This window comes from Nocardioides cavernae (assembly GCF_013410035.1).
Classification (GTDB): domain Bacteria; phylum Actinomycetota; class Actinomycetes; order Propionibacteriales; family Nocardioidaceae; genus Nocardioides; species Nocardioides cavernae_A.
This window is the reverse complement of record NZ_JACCBW010000002.1, coordinates 833,051-848,915: the sequence shown is the minus strand read 5'-3', so window position 1 is coordinate 848,915 and position 15,865 is coordinate 833,051. Positions and strand designations below refer to the sequence as shown.

The 15,865-nt window shown below is 73.0% G+C and carries 14 protein-coding genes; 10 read left to right on the top strand and 4 right to left on the bottom strand.

Translation table 11 applies throughout. The features are described 5' to 3' along the window. Positions 1-40: 40 nt before the first annotated feature. The 6 genes from F4692_RS11610 to F4692_RS11585 all read left to right on the top strand — a co-directional run bounded on the left by F4692_RS11610 (position 41) and on the right by F4692_RS11585 (position 7,772). Positions 41-1,366, top strand: a complete 1,326-nt coding sequence (locus F4692_RS11610) for an NAD(P)/FAD-dependent oxidoreductase (RefSeq protein ID WP_179619784.1) — start codon at positions 41-43, stop codon at positions 1,364-1,366. A 129-nt stretch (positions 1,367-1,495) separates the two neighbouring features. After that, complete coding sequence (locus F4692_RS11605; RefSeq protein WP_179619783.1) at positions 1,496-2,800, top strand: citrate synthase; 1,305 nt, start codon at positions 1,496-1,498, stop codon at positions 2,798-2,800. Between the two features lie 138 nt (positions 2,801-2,938). After that, a complete protein-coding gene (locus F4692_RS11600; protein ID WP_179619782.1) occupies positions 2,939-4,204 on the top strand; it encodes a S1C family serine protease in 1,266 nt (421 codons plus the stop codon). Between the two features lie 105 nt (positions 4,205-4,309). Then, on the top strand, positions 4,310-5,461 hold the full coding sequence (locus tag F4692_RS11595; RefSeq protein ID WP_179619781.1) for an acyl-CoA dehydrogenase family protein: 1,152 nt from the start codon (positions 4,310-4,312) through the stop codon (positions 5,459-5,461). 20 nt (positions 5,462-5,481) lie between these two features. Beyond that, a complete protein-coding gene (locus F4692_RS11590) occupies positions 5,482-6,621 on the top strand; it encodes an acyl-CoA dehydrogenase family protein (protein ID WP_179619780.1) in 1,140 nt (379 codons plus the stop codon). After that, the gene (locus tag F4692_RS11585; RefSeq protein ID WP_179619779.1) at positions 6,621-7,772 is read left to right on the top strand and encodes an acyl-CoA dehydrogenase family protein; all 1,152 of its coding nucleotides are present in this window, start codon (positions 6,621-6,623) and stop codon (positions 7,770-7,772) included. The genes F4692_RS11590 and F4692_RS11585 overlap by 1 nt, the downstream gene beginning before the upstream one ends. Here F4692_RS11585 and F4692_RS11580 read toward each other — a convergent pair. After that, the gene (locus tag F4692_RS11580; RefSeq protein WP_218858400.1) at positions 7,765-8,559 is read right to left on the bottom strand and encodes an LLM class flavin-dependent oxidoreductase; all 795 of its coding nucleotides are present in this window, start codon (positions 8,557-8,559) and stop codon (positions 7,765-7,767) included. The genes F4692_RS11585 and F4692_RS11580 overlap by 8 nt on opposite strands. A 60-nt stretch (positions 8,560-8,619) precedes the next feature. Between F4692_RS11580 and F4692_RS11575 the strand changes: the two genes are divergently transcribed. Further along, positions 8,620-8,871: a hypothetical protein gene (locus F4692_RS11575; RefSeq protein ID WP_179619778.1), complete on the top strand. Its 252-nt coding sequence runs from the start codon at positions 8,620-8,622 to the stop codon at positions 8,869-8,871. On the opposite strand, the gene F4692_RS11570 is transcribed toward F4692_RS11575, so the two are convergent. Both F4692_RS11570 and F4692_RS11565 read right to left on the bottom strand, forming a co-directional pair. Then, positions 8,868-10,139, bottom strand: a complete 1,272-nt coding sequence (locus tag F4692_RS11570; protein WP_179619777.1) for a glycosyltransferase — start codon at positions 10,137-10,139, stop codon at positions 8,868-8,870. The genes F4692_RS11575 and F4692_RS11570 overlap by 4 nt on opposite strands. Next, positions 10,136-11,143 carry a glycosyltransferase family protein gene (locus tag F4692_RS11565; RefSeq protein ID WP_179619776.1) on the bottom strand — a complete coding sequence of 336 codons (1,008 nt, stop codon included), beginning with the start codon at positions 11,141-11,143 and terminating at the stop codon, positions 10,136-10,138. Before F4692_RS11565 ends, F4692_RS11570 begins: the two co-directional genes overlap by 4 nt. Positions 11,144-11,298: 155 nt before the next feature. Here F4692_RS11565 and F4692_RS11560 point away from each other — a divergent pair, with 155 nt between their 5' ends. After that, a complete protein-coding gene (locus F4692_RS11560; RefSeq protein WP_179619775.1) occupies positions 11,299-11,916 on the top strand; it encodes a hypothetical protein in 618 nt (205 codons plus the stop codon). Here F4692_RS11560 and F4692_RS11555 read toward each other — a convergent pair. Beyond that, entirely contained in the window at positions 11,913-13,601 is a 1,689-nt protein-coding gene (locus F4692_RS11555) for an ABC-F family ATP-binding cassette domain-containing protein (protein ID WP_179619774.1), read from the bottom strand. The genes F4692_RS11560 and F4692_RS11555 overlap by 4 nt on opposite strands. A gap of 345 nt (positions 13,602-13,946) precedes the next feature. Here F4692_RS11555 and F4692_RS11550 point away from each other — a divergent pair, with 345 nt between their 5' ends. Together F4692_RS11550 and F4692_RS11545 are read left to right on the top strand one after the other, a co-directional pair. After that, positions 13,947-15,380 carry an HNH endonuclease signature motif containing protein gene (locus F4692_RS11550; RefSeq protein ID WP_179619773.1) on the top strand — a complete coding sequence of 478 codons (1,434 nt, stop codon included), beginning with the start codon at positions 13,947-13,949 and terminating at the stop codon, positions 15,378-15,380. A gap of 152 nt (positions 15,381-15,532) precedes the next feature. Further along, the gene (locus F4692_RS11545) at positions 15,533-15,730 is read left to right on the top strand and encodes a hypothetical protein (RefSeq protein ID WP_179619772.1); all 198 of its coding nucleotides are present in this window, start codon (positions 15,533-15,535) and stop codon (positions 15,728-15,730) included. The last annotated feature ends 135 nt before the right edge of the window (positions 15,731-15,865 follow it).

Genomic DNA, 15,865 nt, shown 5'->3' with positions numbered 1-15,865 from the left:
CGCGGGAGGGTCAAAACGGCACGGGCGCCACAATGACCGGGTGCACAACGGCGGCGTGTCCTTCTGGTGGCAGCAGGTCGGGCTGCCCTCCCCCGCCGACCCCCTGACCGGCGACGACGTCTGCGACGTCGCCATCGTGGGCGGCGGCCTCACCGGGCTCTGGACCGCCCACTACCTCCGCGAGGCCGACCCCTCCCTCGACGTACGGGTCGTGGAGGCGCGGTTCGCAGGCTTCGGCGCGTCCGGCCGCAACGGGGGCTGGCTGTCGAGCGAGCTGGCCGGCAGCGTCCGGACCTACGAGCGGGCCGCCGGCCCCGAGGGAGTCGAGCGGTTGCGCGCCGCCCTGCGCGCCACGGTCGACGAGGTCATCGGCGTCGCGGACCGCGAGGGCATCGACGCCGACGTCGTGCGCAGCGGCGTGCTGATGGTCGCGAGGTCCGAGGCCCAGCGCCAGCGGCTCGACGGCGAGCTGTCCGCCGAGCAGGTGGCCGCGCGGATCCGGGTCGCCGGCGCGGTGTCCGGCCACTTCGACGCGGACTGCGCGCGGGTCCACCCGGCCAAGCTCGTCTCCGGCGTCGCCCGGGTCGTGCGCGAGCGCGGCGTGCGGGTCCACGAGGGGACGCGGGCCGTACGCCTCGAGCCGGGCGCCGTGCACACCGACCGCGGCACCCTGCGCGCCCCCGTCGTGCTCCGCTGCCTCGAGGGCTTCACCGCAGGCCTCGCCGGCCACCGCCGGGACTGGCTGCCGATGAACTCCGCGATCGTGGTGACCGAGCCGCTCAGCGACGCGCAGTGGGCCGAGGTCGGGTGGGAGGGCCAGGAGCTGCTCGGCGACGAAGCCCACGCCTACTGCTACGCGCAGCGCACGGCCGACGGCCGGATCGCGCTCGGCGGGCGCGGCGTGCCGTACCGCTTCGGGTCCCGCACCGACGTGGACGGCCGCACGCAGGAGTGGACCGTCGAGTCGCTGCGCGCGACCCTCACCTCGCTGTTCCCGTCGCTCGCCGGCATCGGCCTCGACCACACCTGGTGCGGCGTGCTGGGCGTGCCGCGCGACTGGAGCGCCAGCGTGGCGTACGACCCCGCGACCGGCCTCGGGCACGCGGGCGGCTACGTCGGGTCGGGGCTCACCGCGACCAACCTCGCCGGTCGCACGCTGCGCGACCTGGTGCTGGGTGCTAGCACCGACCTGACCGCCCTGCCCTGGACCGGCCACCGGGTGCGGAGGTGGGAGCCCGAGCCGCTGCGCTGGGCCGGCGTGCACGCCCTCTACCGGCTCTACCGGGCAGCCGACCGGCGCGAGGACGCCGGCCTCGGGCGCACCAGCCGCGTGGCCCGCCTCGCGAACCGGGTGGCCGGCCGCTGATTCCGTGGTCCAGGTCTCAGGGTGGACACCTGATTACCCCTCCCCACGGGGCGCGGACTAGGTTGAGGGGACAACTGACGACGTACCCAAGACGCCCGAAATACATCGAGCGCAGAGACAGGAGCCGACGTGACCGACGTTGCGGCCAAGGATTCCCTGACTGTCACCGACAACCGGACCGGTCAGACGTACGACATCGCGATCACCGACAACACGATCGCGGCCAAGGACCTGGGGCAGATCCGCCTCGACGACGAGCAGCCGGGCCTCGCGACCTACGACCCCGGGTTCGTCAACACCGCCTCGTGCAGGTCGTCGGTGACCTACATCGACGGAGACAAGGGCATCCTCGAGTACCGGGGCTACCCCATCGAGCAGCTCGCGGAGAAGTCCAACTTCCTCGAGGTGGCCTACCTCCTCATCCACGGTGAGCTCCCCACCAAGGAGCAGTACGACGCGTGGGTGCACGAGATCACTTACCACACGTTCGTCCACGAGAACGTGAAGACGTTCATGCAGGGCTTCCGCTACGACGCGCACCCGATGGGCATGCTGATGGCCTCCGTCGGCGCGCTGTCGACGTTCTACCCCGACGCCCGCAACATCAGCGACGCGGACAACCGCCACATGCAGATCGTCCGCATGATCGCCAAGATGCCGACCCTCGGCGCCTGGTCGTTCCGTCACGCGCAGGGCAAGCCCTACGTCTACCCGGACAACGACCTCGGCTACACCGCCAACTTCCTCTCGATGCTCTTCAAGATGAGCGAGTCGAAGTTCGAGGCCGACGAGCGCCTGGTCAAGGCCCTCGACGTCCTCTTCATCCTCCACGCCGACCACGAGCAGAACTGCTCGACCAACGCGGTCCGCTCCGTCGGCTCGTCGCAGGTCGACCCCTACTCGGCCGTCTCGGCCGGGGTGGGCGCCCTCTACGGCCCGCTGCACGGCGGCGCCAACGAGGCGGTCCTGCGGATGCTCAAGCGCATCGGCTCGAAGGAGAACATCCCGGCCTTCATCGACGGGGTCAAGGACGGCAACGAGCGCCTCATGGGCTTCGGCCACCGGGTCTACAAGAACTACGACCCGCGCGCGAAGATCATCAAGAAGTCCGCGGAGGACGTCTTCGAGGTCACCGGCACCAACCCGCTGCTCGACATCGCGCTCGAGCTGGAGAAGATCGCGCTCGAGGACGAGTACTTCGTCAAGCGCAAGCTCTACCCCAACGTGGACTTCTACTCCGGCCTGATCTACGAGGCCTTCCAGTTCCCGCCGGAGATGTTCACCGTGCTGTTCGCCATCGGCCGCACCCCGGGTTGGCTGGCGCAGTGGTCGGAGCTCGTGCAGGACAAGGACCAGAAGATCGCCCGCCCGAAGCAGATCTACACCGGCGACCGCGAGCTCACCTTCACCGCCGCGTCGGAGCGGTGGAGCTGACCCGCCCGCCCGACGTCTGACGAGGAGAGCCCCCGGCCACCGGCCGGGGGCTCTTCTCGTCCGACGGATCCCCAGGTCTGTGTACCTTCCCAGCCGGTTCTCAGGGCATCCACAGGCTCGCGGCGCACTGTCGATGACATGAGCGACGGACAGCACCCCCAGCACGGCGACCAGAACCCGTTCCGCCAGGCCAGCTCCGGCTGGTCCGGCGACCACGCGCCGCAGCAGGCGTTCGGCTCCCCGCCCCCCGGGCAGCCGGGTCACCCGTCCCAGACGTCGCAGCCGCCCGCTCCCCTGACGCCGCCGCGGCGCCGGCGTACGAGCCTCGCGGCCGCTGTCGTCGCGACCTCGCTGCTCGTCGGCGGTGGCGCCGGGATCGGCGGCGCCGCGTGGTGGGACGCCGCCCACGACGACCCCGCGACGACGCCCCAGGCGAGCCAGGTCTCCACCTCGACGGTGTCGCAGACGCAGACCCCGGCGGCCGACGGCTCGGTGCAGTCGGTGGCCCAGAAGGTGCTGCCGAGCGTGGTGAAGATCGACGTCGCCACGCAGCAGGGCGAGGCCTCCGGCTCGGGCATCATCCTGACCGACGACGGCACGATCCTCACCAACAACCACGTCGTGGAGGGCGCCCAGCCCGGGTCGATCACGGTCTCCTTCGACGACGGCACGAGCGCCGCCGCCGAGGTGCTCGGCACCGACCCGCTCACCGACACCGCGGTCATCAAGGCCACCGACGTCTCGGGGCTCACCCCGGCCACGATCGGGAAGTCCGCCAACCTCGGCGTCGGCGAGGGCGTCGTCGCGATCGGCTCGCCGTTCGGCCTCGACGCCACCGTGACGAGCGGCATCGTCAGCGCCCTCAACCGACCGGTCAACGTCGGCTCCGACGACGAGGGGAACTCGACGACCTACCCCGCGATCCAGACCGACGCGGCGATCAACCCCGGCAACTCCGGTGGACCGCTGGTCGACATGTCCGGCGCGGTCATCGGCATCAACTCCTCCATCCGCACCGCCGCCTCTCAGTCGGCGTACGGCCAGTCGCAGTCCGGGTCGATCGGCCTGGGCTTCGCGATCCCGATCGACGAGGTCATGCCGATCGTCGACCAGATGGCCAAGGGCGAGACCCCGACCCACGCCCGGCTCGGCATCCGGGTCGGCGACGACGCGGCCGGCGCGGTGGTCTCCGACGTCACCGACGGCTCGACGGCCGCGGAGGCCGGGATGAAGGCGGGCGACGTGATCACCCAGATCGACGACCAGAGGATCACCAGCGCCGACTCGCTCGTCGCGACGATCCGGTCCTACCGCCCCGGCGACCAGGTGACGGTCACCTGGACGCGCGACGGCCAGTCCCAGGACGCGCAGGTCACGCTCGACTCCGACGCCACGCAAGGCTGACACGCGGGGGCACAGCCGCCCCCGCACGCGGGCTCAGGCCGGTCGCGCCATGATGGTGCGGCCGGCCTGTGCCGTGCCCGACCCCACCCGTGACAGAGGAGCCACATGCAGCTCGAGCTCAGCCCCGAGGACGAGGAGTTCCGCGACCGACTGCGGGAGTTCTTCACCACGAAGGTCCCGCAGGAGATCCGCGACACCGTCCTCGAGGGCCGCCACCTGTCACGCGACCAGATCGTGGAGGCGCAGCGGATCCTCAACGCGGAGGGCCTCGCCGTCCCGCACTGGCCGACCGAGTGGGGCGGGCAGGACTGGACCGAGCTCCAGCGGCACCTGTGGCACGAGGAGATGCAGCGCGCGGGCGTACCGATCCCGCTGGCGTTCAACGCCTCGATGATCGGACCGGTCATCGCGCAGTTCGGGTCCCGGGAGCAGAAGGAGCGCTTCCTGCCCCCGACGGCCAACCTCGACATCTGGTGGTCGCAGGGCTTCTCCGAGCCCGACGCCGGGTCCGACCTCGCCGGGCTGCGCACGAGCGCGGTGCGCGACGGCGACGACTGGGTGGTCAACGGCCAGAAGACCTGGACGACGCTCGGGCAGTACGGCGATTGGATCTTCACCCTCGTCCGCACCGACCCGGAGGTGAAGAAGCAGCAAGGGATCTCGATGCTGCTGATCGACATGACCACCCCGGGCGTCGAGGTGCGTCCGATCGAGCTCATCGACGGAGGCCACGAGGTCAACGAGGTCTGGTTCTCCGACGTCCGCGTGCCGGGCGAGAACATGGTGGGCGAGCTCAACAGCGGGTGGACGCAGGCGAAGTTCCTGCTGGGCAACGAGCGGGTCGGCGTCGCCCCCGTCGGTGCCACGAAGCGCGCGCTGGCCACACTCAAGGCCACGGCGGGCGCGCAGCTCGAGGACCCGCTCGTCCGCGCCCGGGTCGCCGAGCTCGAGAACGACCTGCTCGCGCTGGAGCTCACCGCGCTCCGCGTCGTCGCGCACTCCTCCGACGGCGAGCCGCACCCCGCGTCGTCGGTGCTCAAGCTGCGGGGCACCGAGCTGCAGCAGGCCGTCAGCGAGCTCGCCCTCGACCTCGCCGGGCCGGCGTCCCTCGCCGCGCGCGCCGGCGACGACTCGCCGCAGGAGGGCTGGGCGCGTCGTTCGGCCCCGACCTACCTCAACCTCCGCAAGGCGTCGATCTACGGCGGGTCCAACGAGATCCAGCGCCAGATCATCAGCCGCACGATCCTGGGCCTCTGAGCCCCAGCAGGGAGACGGACATGGACTTCACCTACGACGACGAGCAGCAGGCGCTGCGCGAGGCCGTGCGCGGCCTCCTCGCGAGTGCGTACGCCGACCACGACGCGCGCCGCCGCACCGCGGGCGCCGAGCCGGGCTTCGACAGGGCGCTGTGGGGCCGCCTGGCCGAGATGGGCGTCCTGGGCCTGCCGTTCAGCGAGGCCGACGGCGGGGTCGGCGCCGGTCCCGTCGAGATCGGCATCGTGTGCCAGGAGCTGGGCCGCGTGCTCGCGCCCGAGCCCTACCTCGCCGCCGTCGTGCACGCCGGTGGCCTGGTCGCCGCGGTGGGGACGGCCGAGCAGAAGGCCGACCTGCTCGGCAGGCTGAGCGCCGGGGAGGTCCTCCTCGCCGCGGCCGACACCGCCCCCGGGAGCCGCTGGGGCTCGCAGGCGGACGGCGTGCGCGCCTCGGTGTCTGACGGGGCCTGGACCCTCGACGGGGTCGCCGACCCCGTGATGGGTGGTGAGTCGGCGGACGTCCTCGTCGTCACCGCCGCGCTGCCCGACGGCGGCGGCACCGGCGTCTTCGTGGTCGAGGCGGGTGACGCGACCCGCACCGGCTACGCCACCGCCGACCTGACCCGCGCCGCCTCGATCACCTTCGACGGCAGCACCGCGACGCCGCTGGGCGAGCCCGGCCGCGACCTCGCGCCGAGCATCGCCACCATCAGCGACCTGACCCGCATCATGGGTGCCAACCAGGCGCTGGGCGTGATGCAGTCGCAGGTCCGGGCGACGACCGACTACCTCACGAGCCGCAAGCAGTTCGGGGTCACCCTCAACACCTTCCAGGCGCTGAACTTCCGGGCCGCCGACATGTACGTCTCCCTCGAGCTCGCGCACAGCATGGTCGACTGGGCGACGATGACGATCGCCGGCGGCGACCCGGTCGCCGTGGCGGACGCCGCGGACCGGGTGGGCCTGCAGGTCAGCAGGTCGGGCCGGCACATCGGCCAGGAGGCGATCCAGCTGCACGGCGGCATCGGGATGACCGCGGAGTACGCCGTGGGCGTCGGCACCGCGCACCTCACTGTCCTCGAGCAGTGGCTCGGCAACGGCGGCCACCACCTCACCCGGCTCGCCGGGCGCGTCGACGACCACGACCTCGTCGACGCGGTCTGATGGACCTCTCGCTCACCGAGGACCAGCAGGCCTTCCGCGCGCTGGCCCGCGACTTCCTCGAGCGCGAGGCGGTCCCGCACCGGATGCAGTGGGACCACGACGAGTCGGTCGACCTCGCGATCGTGCCGAGGATGGCCGACCTCGGGTTCTTCGGGCTCACCATCCCCGAGGAGTACGGCGGCGTCGGCGGCGACTACGTGACGTACTCGCTCGCGATGGAGGAGCTCGGCCGAGCCGACTCCGCGCTGCGCGGCATCGTCTCGGTGAGCAGCGGCCTGGTCGGGAAGTCGATCCTCGTCCACGGCACCGAGGAGCAGAAGCAGGAGTGGCTGCCACAGCTCGCCGCCGCGACGAAGCTCGGGTGCTTCGCCCTCACCGAGCCCGGCCACGGCTCCGACGCCGGCAACCTGACCACCCGGGCGACCCGCGACGGCGACGACTGGGTGCTCGACGGCCAGAAGGTCTTCATCACCAACGGCACCTGGGCCGACGTGGCGCTCGTCCTCGCCCGCACCAGTGACGACGGGTCACGCGGCATCACGGCGTACCTCGTGCCGACCGACAGCCCGGGCTTCGAGGCGCGCGAGATCCGCGGCAAGCTCGGCCTGCGGGGGCAGGCGACCGCCGAGCTCTTCCTGCAGGGCGTCCGCGTCCCCGACTCCGCGCGGCTCGGCGAGGTCGGGCAGGGCTTCAAGATCGCGATGAGCACCCTCGACAAGGGCCGGCTCGCCGTCGCGTCGAGCTGCGTCGGGATCGTCCAGGGCTGCCTGGAGGCCTCGGTCGCCTACGCGGCCGAGCGCACCCAGTTCGGTCGCCCCATCGCCTCCTTCCAGCTCGTCCAGGACCTCATCGCCGACATCTCCGTCGACGCCGACGCCGCCCGGCTCCTCGCCTGGCGCTGCGCGGACCTGATCGACCGCGGGGAGCCCTACGGCACCGCCGCGTCCAAGGCGAAGCTGTACGCCTCGGAGGCCGCCGTGCGCGCGGCGGGCAACGCCGTCCAGGTGCACGGCGGTGCGGGCTACGTCGACGACTTCCCGGTCGCGAAGTACCTCCGCGACGCCCGGGTGATGACGCTCTACGAGGGCACCTCGCAGATCCAGAAGCTGCTCATCGGACGCGCCGAGACGGGCGTCAGCGCGTTCACGTGACGGACGGGCCCGCGGCGATCCGGCGGCGCACGTCCGCGAGGTCGAGGTCGTAGGGCCCGATCCGGTCGAGCACCCACGACGCCCCGCGGTCCAGCCACGGGCCCGGGTCCTGCCCGTCGCGCAGGTCGACGACCACGTCGAAGTCGGGCGCCACGGAGTGGGCCTCGAGGTCGGCGCGCACACGGTCCAGGTCCTCGGCCCCGGCCAGGTCGATGACGAAGAAGCCGTCGTACGCGCTCGCCCGGCGCAGCGGGGCGGCGTTGCCGAACCGTCCGGCCAGCCAGATCGGCACGCGGGGCGACGGTCGGAACGTCACGCCGCGGGCCGTGTAGTGCTCCCCCGCGTGGTCGGTGTGCTCGCCGCCGAGCAGCGAGGTCAGGACGGCGAGGCCCTCGTCGAGCATCCGGCCGCGCACCCTGGGGTCGGGCTCGTCGCCGAACGCGCTGAACTCCCCCACCCAGTCGTCGCCGAGGCCGAGGCCGAGCACGAGGCGGCCCCCCGACATCGTCGCCAGGCTGGCCGCCTGACGCGCGAGGACCTGCGGGCGCCTGCGCGCCAGCGGGGTGACCATCGGGCCGAGGAGCACCCGCTCGGTGCGCATCGCGATCGCGGCGCAGCAGGCCCACACGTCCGCGACCTCGCTGATCCGCTCGCCGTACTGGAGGTGGTCCCAGACGAACACCCCGTCCCAGCCCGCCGCCTCCGCCTCTGCGGCGAGGTCGCCGACCAGGCGCGGGTCGGCCAGCGCGTCGAAGGGGGCGAGGAAGATGCCGCGGCGCGTCGTCATGCGCCCATTGCAGCACCTCCCCCGCGGGATCGTCCGTGGCGAGGTGGGTACCGGGCCGGCATGGAGTTCGAGACGATCCACGACACGGCGCTCGGCGCACCCGTGCGTGACGTGGCCCAGGAGGCGGTCGACACCGTGTCGACGACCTACACCCGGACGCCCGGGACGGACGTGCTCGAGGACCTGCGCGCACAGCTGCGCAGTCGCGGCCTCCGGGCCACGTCCGACGCCGACCTCGAGGAGCTGGCCGCCGCCATCCGGTCCGGGCACACGGTGCGTCTCGGCGAGCACGACGGCTCGATCGAGCCCTAGGCCCACCCGCCGAGCCAGGCCGCCAGCGTCACGTCCGGGTCGACCGGCCGCAGGCGGCTCGCGAGCGGTGGTCCCTCCGGCGCGAGCCCGGCGCGGTCCCACCGGGCGGCGCGGCGCTGCAGGCGCAGGTCGTGCAGCTCGGCGTGCCCGCCGTCGAGCGACCGTGAGCCCGACACACCGTCGAGGCCGGCCACCAGTGCGGTCCAGGCCTCGGCGTCCCCGACCAGCCCCCGCCGTACGACGAGGTGGGCGCGCGCGGAGGCGGCGACGTCCGACCCGGCAGGCAGGACGCGCGGGTCCGCGCCCACCAGCTCGCGGTGACGCGGGCCGAGCCGTACGGCGGCGCGCGGCAGCGCGGCGAGGAGCGAGTCGACGGTGACGACGGCCGCCGTGTCGTCGATCGCGGGGTCGAGCGTCACGACGAGGTCCGCCGGCCCGCGCAGGAGCCCGCGCCACGTCGTGCCCGGGGCCGACGTGCGGTCGGCGACCGCCGTCGTCTCGACGAGCCGGCCGAGCGGGTCGGACTCCCGGGCACCGGCGTCCGGGCCGTCGTGCCACGCGACGGCGTCGGGGCAGTGGGCCAGCAGGCCGCCGGCGGTCCACGCACGGTGCGCGAGCTCCCAGTCCTCCCCGCCGTAGGCCGTGAACGTCTCGTCGAAGCCGCCCAGCTCGTCGTACCACCACCGGCTGCAGGCGAGCACCGCGCTGATGACGAAGCGGTGGCTGGTCGCGTCGGCACGGAGCAGGTCGCCCGTGTCGGCGTACGCCGTCCGCAGCCAGGCCGGCTCGGGCAGCTCGCGCGGGGGTGCGACGACCTCGACCGGGTCCTCCGGGCCGGTGCCGGAGAGGTCGGCGTGGCGACGGCGGCCGACCACGAGTGCCTCCGGCAGCGCCTCGGGCAGCGCGACGATGCGCTCGACGAACCCCGGCTCGGGGGTGGTGTCCGCGTCGAGCATGACCACGACCTCGCCGGTGCTGGCGGCGACGCCCAGGTTGCGCGCGGCCGCGGCCCGGAAGCCGCGGTCCGCCTGGCGCACGAGCCCCACGCCGGCGGGCACGCCGGGCGCGCGCCGTGAGCCGTCGTCCGCGACGACGACCTCGTGGACGCTCCGGGTCTGGCGGCGCAGCGCCGCCAGCGTGCGGTCGAGCGCCTCCTGCTGCTCGAAGTGGGTGACGACCACGGATACGGTCCGCTCGGGTGCCCCGGGGGGCGCGAGGTCCCAGCGGTTGCCCGGCACGCCCGTCCCCCACGGCGGGGTCGTCGTCATCCGTGCACCGAGGCCCACCACGTCCGGTAGGCGGCGGCCGTGTCGGCGAGCCTCGGCCCGAGGTCGGCCCCGGGCCGCGTCCAGGTCGCGCCCGGCCGCTCCAGCGCCTCCTGCAGACGCGGCACGAGGGTGGCGTCGTCGAAGAGGGTGGTGGTGCCCGGGCGCAGCGCGGCCATCTCGCGGGCGTACGCCCCGTCGCGCACGAGCGGGCGCCTCCCGGCCGCGATCCACGAGTTGAGGCTGCCGGACGCGGAGACGTTGCGGTGCGCGCAGACCGGCACCGTGACGCCCCGCAGCGCCTGCGCCAGGTCACGCTCGGGCACCCGTCCGGTCACCTCGACCGGCACGCCGCGCGCGCGACCGTTGCGCACGAGCGCGTCGAGCTCGTCGGCGTGACCGGGCGCCGCGTCGCCGAGCACCCGCACGCCCACCAGGGTGCCGCCCCGGCGCAGTGCCGCCGCGGCGCGGAGGACCTGCTGGTGACCCTTGCCGGGGTAGACGAAGCCGAAGACCCCGAGCACGGGCTCCCCCAGCGGCACCGCTCCACGCGGCCGAGGGACGACCGGGCCGTCGAGGACCGGCAGCGGGATCACCGTGCCGGTGGCGCCCGCCGCGCTCCACCGGTCGACCAGTGCGTGCTCGTGCCAGGAGTTCGTCGCCCAGGCGTGGCTCGCGCGGACGATCCGTCCGTACGCCTGCGCCCGCGCGGGGAAGCCCGGACCGTCGGTGGGCTGCGGCACGTCGTGCAGCGTGACGGTCAGGCGCACCCGGCGCGCCAGCTCCTCCACGGCAGCGGCCGCGGCCGCGGGGTCGCGCCCGAGCAGCCGGTCGGTGAGGTGCAGGTGCACCGGCGCGCCCGGCTCGACCGCCGACGCATCCCGCACGACGGGCGCGCCCGCCGCGTCGGCCACCTCCCCGGCGTACCTCGTGACCCCGTGGGTGTCGGGGCCGAGCAGCAGGTGGTGGGGCACGAGGTCGGCATCGGCAGGCGCAGGTCTGAGCACACGACGATCCTGCTCACGTTGGACAGACCAGGCATCCCCCTTTGGCGTGGGACCTCGTCCTCCGGTCAGGGCCACCCTGTGGACGACGCCAGCCATGCTCGGGGTCTGTGGATGACGCGAGCACGCACCGGCCGGCCCCTGATTCCCTGTCGACCATGACGACAGAAGCCCCTCGCCTCCCCAGCCTGTCCACGTCCGACACGCAGTGGCTGGTGAACGAGGCGACGAAGGTCCTGATCGACCTCGGCCACACCCCACACGTGGTCGAGGGGGTCGCACTCGGGATGGATGATGGGCGCACGGTGGGCCTCGACGACCTCGCGCGGACGACCTCCTCACGTACGAGCCCCTCGAGCCGCCGTGCGGACCCTCGGGTGACGACGTCGTGGGTCGAGTTCCTCGACGGCCCCGATGCCTACGGCGCAGCACGCGTGACCGTGCTCCCTGAGCTGCTCCGGAGGATGCGCATCCCGTTCGCGAGCCACGGCGTGCTCGTGGCGGTCCCCACCACGTTCGAGCTCTGGGTGCACGTACCGGTGGACGACGCCGTCGTGGACACCGCCGTCGTGGACACCGCCGTCGCCATGTCGTGGTTGGCGCTCCGCACCTTCGCAGAGGAGCCCTACCCGATCAGCCCTGACGTCTACCTCGTGTCGCCGGACACGAAGGCGGTGCGAGTGGTGAGACCCGACGAGCGCGGCTGCGACGTCGACGAGCGCGCGATGTCCGGTCTCCTCCAGGCGATGCGCGCAGACCTGCCCGACGCTGGCTAGCGCGCCCGCGCCACCCGGCCCTCGTCCCAGACCGGCCCCGGCGACTCGTAGACCTCCCCGTCCGCGCCGTAGACCAGGAACCGGTCGAAGCCGCGGGCGAACCAGCGGTCGTGGGTCACCGCGAGCACCGTCCCCTCGAACGCCTCCAGCCCGGCCTCGAGGGCCTCGGCGGACTGCACGTCGAGGTTGTCGGTGGGCTCGTCGAGGAGCAGCAGGGTGGCACCGGACAGCTCGAGGAGCAGGATCTGGAACCGTGCCTGCTGCCCACCGGACAGCGACTCGAAGCGCTGCTCGCCGGCGTGCGCGAGCTCGTAGCGGTCGAGCACCCGGCTGGCGGCCTCCCGCCCCATCCCGGCGCGCCCGTCGGGCGTGCCGTCACCGCGGTGCAGGACCTCCAGCAGCGTGCGGCCGACCAGCTCGGGGTGCTCGTGCGTCTGCACGAACCAGCCGGGCCGCACGCGCGCACCGAGCTTGGCGCTGCCGGTGTGCAGGACCGGCGCGGGCGGGTCGCCCACGGGGCGGTGCTCGACGTCGGGGTCACTCCCGCCGGCGGCCAGCAGCCGCAGGAAGTGGGACTTGCCGGAGCCGTTGGAGCCGAGCACGGCCACGCGCTCGCCGTACCAGACCTCGAGGTCGAACGGCTTCATGAGGTTCGTCAGCTCGAGGTCGGTGCACACCACGGCGCGCTTGCCGGTCCGCCCGCCCTTGAGCCGCATCTTCACCTGCTGCTCGCGTGGCTGCTCGGTCGGCGGCCCCGCCTCCTCGAACTTCTTCAACCGCGTCTGGGCCGCGCGGTACTGCGAGGACATGCCGTCGTTGTACTCGGACTTGATCTTCAGCCGGAGGACGAGCGCCTTGATCTTGGCGTGCTCCTCGTCCCAGCGGCGGCGCATCTCCTCGAACCGCTCGAAGCGGTCGCTGCGCGCCTCGTGGTAGCTCGCGAAGCCACCGGGGTGCGTCCACACCAGGTTGCCGGCGCTGCCGAGCTCGACGGTGACGATGCGGGTCGCGGTGTTGGCGAGCAGCTCGCGGTCGTGGCTGATGAAGAGGATCGTCTTGGGCGACTCGCGGATCCGCTCCTCCAGCCAGATCTTGCCCGGCACGTCGAGGTAGTTGTCCGGCTCGTCGAGCAGCAGCACCTGGTCGGGGCCGCGCAGGAGGTACTCCAGGACGAGCCGCTTCTGCTCGCCGCCCGACAGCGTCGCGAGGAGGCGGTGGCGGGCCCGGTCGAACGGCATACCCATCGACGCGGTCGTGCAGACGTCCCAGGTCACCTCGATGTCGTAGCCGCCCGCGTCGGCGTACTCCCCCAGCGCCTCGGCGTACGCCATCTGCGTGCGCTCGTCGTCGGTGTCCATCAGCTCGAGCTCGGCGGCGTCGACGGCCGCCGCGGCCTCGCGCACGCGCGGCGGGGCCACGCTGAGCAGGAGGTCGTGGACGGTCTCGTCCCCACCGCCGTGGCCGACGAACTGGCGCATCACGCCGAGCCCGCCGGAGCGGGTGACGACTCCCGCGTGCGGCTGGAGGTCCCCAGTGACGATGCGCAGCAGCGTCGTCTTCCCGGCGCCGTTCGCCCCGACGAGAGCGACCTTCTGGCCGTCGCCGACCCGGAAGCTCACGTCGTCGAGCAGCACCCGCCCGTCCGGCAGCTCGTAACGGACTCCAGCGACATCCACGTGACCCACGTCGAGGATTGTCGCAAGCCCGTCCACCCCGCGTCGCGGGGTTATCGCCGTGCTGGTTGAGCAGGGCGCCCCGCGCCCGTGTCGAAACCAAGGGCGCCGCTCCCACCCGCCGCCGATCGAGCGGCGCCTCACAGCCCGCATCGTGCCCGTCCGCCCGCCGGTCGATCACCTCGCCCCGCACGTGCTCCCGCTGGTTGAGCAGGGCGCCCCGCGCCCGTGTCGAAACCCAGGCCACCCCACCCAACCGCTGGTTGAGCAGGGCGCCCCGCGCCCGTGTCGAAACCCAGGCCGATCTTGACGCTCCACCGCGGGCGACTGTTGGACCGCTAACATATAATCGAACACATGATCGAGACACTGGATCGGGACGCAGCGAGGGTCGACGACGGCCTCTCCGCCGCCGGCCTGCTCGCCTCGATCCGCGCGGCCCGCGACGTCGAGAATGCTGCTGCCGTCCGCCAGCTCGACCTCGCCGCCCGGTGGGCCGACCTCCACCCGCCGGAGTCGATCCACTCCGCGGCGTCGTTCACCATCCCCGGGTGCGAGCACGAGGAACCCATCGCAGGACCGGGTACGCCCCTGGTCGCGGAGTTCTGCATCGCGGAGCTCGGTGCGGTGCTCGGCATGTCCACCACGTCGGCGAAGCGGCTCGTCGGGCACGCGCTCGAGCTGCGCCACCGACTGCCACGGTTGTGGACTGGGGTGCAGTCGGGTGCCGTGCCGGCGTGGCGGGCCCGGTCGGTCGCCGAGACCACGATCCATGCCTCACCTGCCCTGACGGTCGAGGCGGCAGCGTTCGTCGACGCGCAGGTCGCCGCGGTGGCCGGGCGGATCGGTCCCGCGCAGCTCGACCGGCTGGTGGCCGAGGCGATCAAGCGCTACGACCTCGCCGACGCCGACCCGACCGACGACCCGGAGGACGGGTGGCAGTACGTCGACCCGCGCCACGCCACCCTGCACGGCGAGGACGTGCACTACGCCGGGACGATGAGGTTCGAGGCCGAGCTCGACATCGCCGACGCCCTCGACCTGGACCGGGCACTGGCTCATGGAGCCGCGACCCTGAAGGCCCTCGGGTCGGAAGCGTCGCTCGACGTCCGCCGCTCCGCAGCGCTCGGCGATCTGGCTCGCACCCAGACCGCCCTCGACCTGTTCGCGCAAGGCGGTCGAGTAGCCCGCGAGGCGGCAGATGAAGGTGGTCGAGTAGCCCGTGAGGAACGAGCGGGCGTATCGAGACCCGATCTCCCGCATGCCCGCGAGGTCGTCCTGCACGCCCACTTCAACGCCACCGCGACATCGGGCGGCCCCGTCCTCGAAGCCACTGGTCGCCTCGAGGACGGCCAACGCCTGGTCCTGCTCGACCAGGTCAAGGACTGGTGCACCGACACCCGCACCAAGGTCACCCTCCGTCCCGTCATCGACCTCAACACCGAGCTCGCGACACCCGCCTACGAACCCACCACCCGCATCCGCGAGGCCGTCATCCTTCGCGACCGCACCTGCGTGTTCCCCTGGTGCACCCGATCCGCCCGCCGCTGCGACCTCGACCACGTCGTCCCCTTCGACGCCGGCGGACCCACCTCGACGTCGAACCTTGCACCGCTGTGCCGCACCCACCACAGGCTCAAGACCCACAGCTCCTGGCACTACGAGACCACCGCGCCGGGGACGTACGACTGGACCAGCCCCCACGGCCACAGGTTCCGACGCGACCCCACCGGCACCCGAGCGATCGACACCGGACCACCACCCGACATCCCGCGACCCCGCCGACGATGACCCCGCCCCACACCCCGCCACTCACCACGAGGGCGGGGCCACAGGCACGTCGAGTCCACCCACACGAGCGGCAGTCGCCCGTGATGTCTGTTCGGCTCTCCCGTGTGCGCAGGGCCGCAAGAAGGTCCGGCGCTCGGGACTAACCCGAACCCGTGGCCCTGCGCACACCGGCCGTCGCGGTCCGGCTCGGGACCTTCGAGGCCGCCGCCCGCGAGCTGCACGCGACCCCTCCGCCCCGGATCGGCGGCGCGCTGCTCCACCGAGCCAGACCGCTCGAGGCCAGCGAGGCGGGTCTCGTGCTGGTCAGGCTCGCCGCGCAGATCGAGGACCAAAGAACGCGCGGCCGGTGACTGCCCCCGGACAGATCTCGGACCCACGCGGCTCCACGCGCCTCCGTCGAGCCGTGGGCGCGGACGGGTGCGTCGTGCTCGAACCTCTCGACCAGCGCCGCCCAGTGGTCCAGACCGCCGTTAGACTGCGGGCGC

Bases quoted from the DNA above. Each gene is read 5' to 3' on its own strand.
- F4692_RS11600 (WP_179619782.1), top strand. From the start codon at position 2,939: ATGAGCGACGGACAGCACCCCCAGCACGGCGACCAGAACCCGTTCCGC.
- F4692_RS11570 (WP_179619777.1), bottom strand. From the start codon at position 10,139: ATGACGACGACCCCGCCGTGGGGGACGGGCGTGCCGGGCAACCGCTGG.
- F4692_RS11585 (WP_179619779.1), top strand. From the start codon at position 6,621: ATGGACCTCTCGCTCACCGAGGACCAGCAGGCCTTCCGCGCGCTGGCC.
- F4692_RS11550 (WP_179619773.1), top strand. From the start codon at position 13,947: ATGATCGAGACACTGGATCGGGACGCAGCGAGGGTCGACGACGGCCTC.
- F4692_RS11595 (WP_179619781.1), top strand. From the start codon at position 4,310: ATGCAGCTCGAGCTCAGCCCCGAGGACGAGGAGTTCCGCGACCGACTG.
- F4692_RS11560 (WP_179619775.1), top strand. From the start codon at position 11,299: ATGACGACAGAAGCCCCTCGCCTCCCCAGCCTGTCCACGTCCGACACG.
- F4692_RS11580 (WP_218858400.1), bottom strand. From the start codon at position 8,559: ATGACGACGCGCCGCGGCATCTTCCTCGCCCCCTTCGACGCGCTGGCC.
- F4692_RS11575 (WP_179619778.1), top strand. From the start codon at position 8,620: ATGGAGTTCGAGACGATCCACGACACGGCGCTCGGCGCACCCGTGCGT.
- F4692_RS11590 (WP_179619780.1), top strand. From the start codon at position 5,482: ATGGACTTCACCTACGACGACGAGCAGCAGGCGCTGCGCGAGGCCGTG.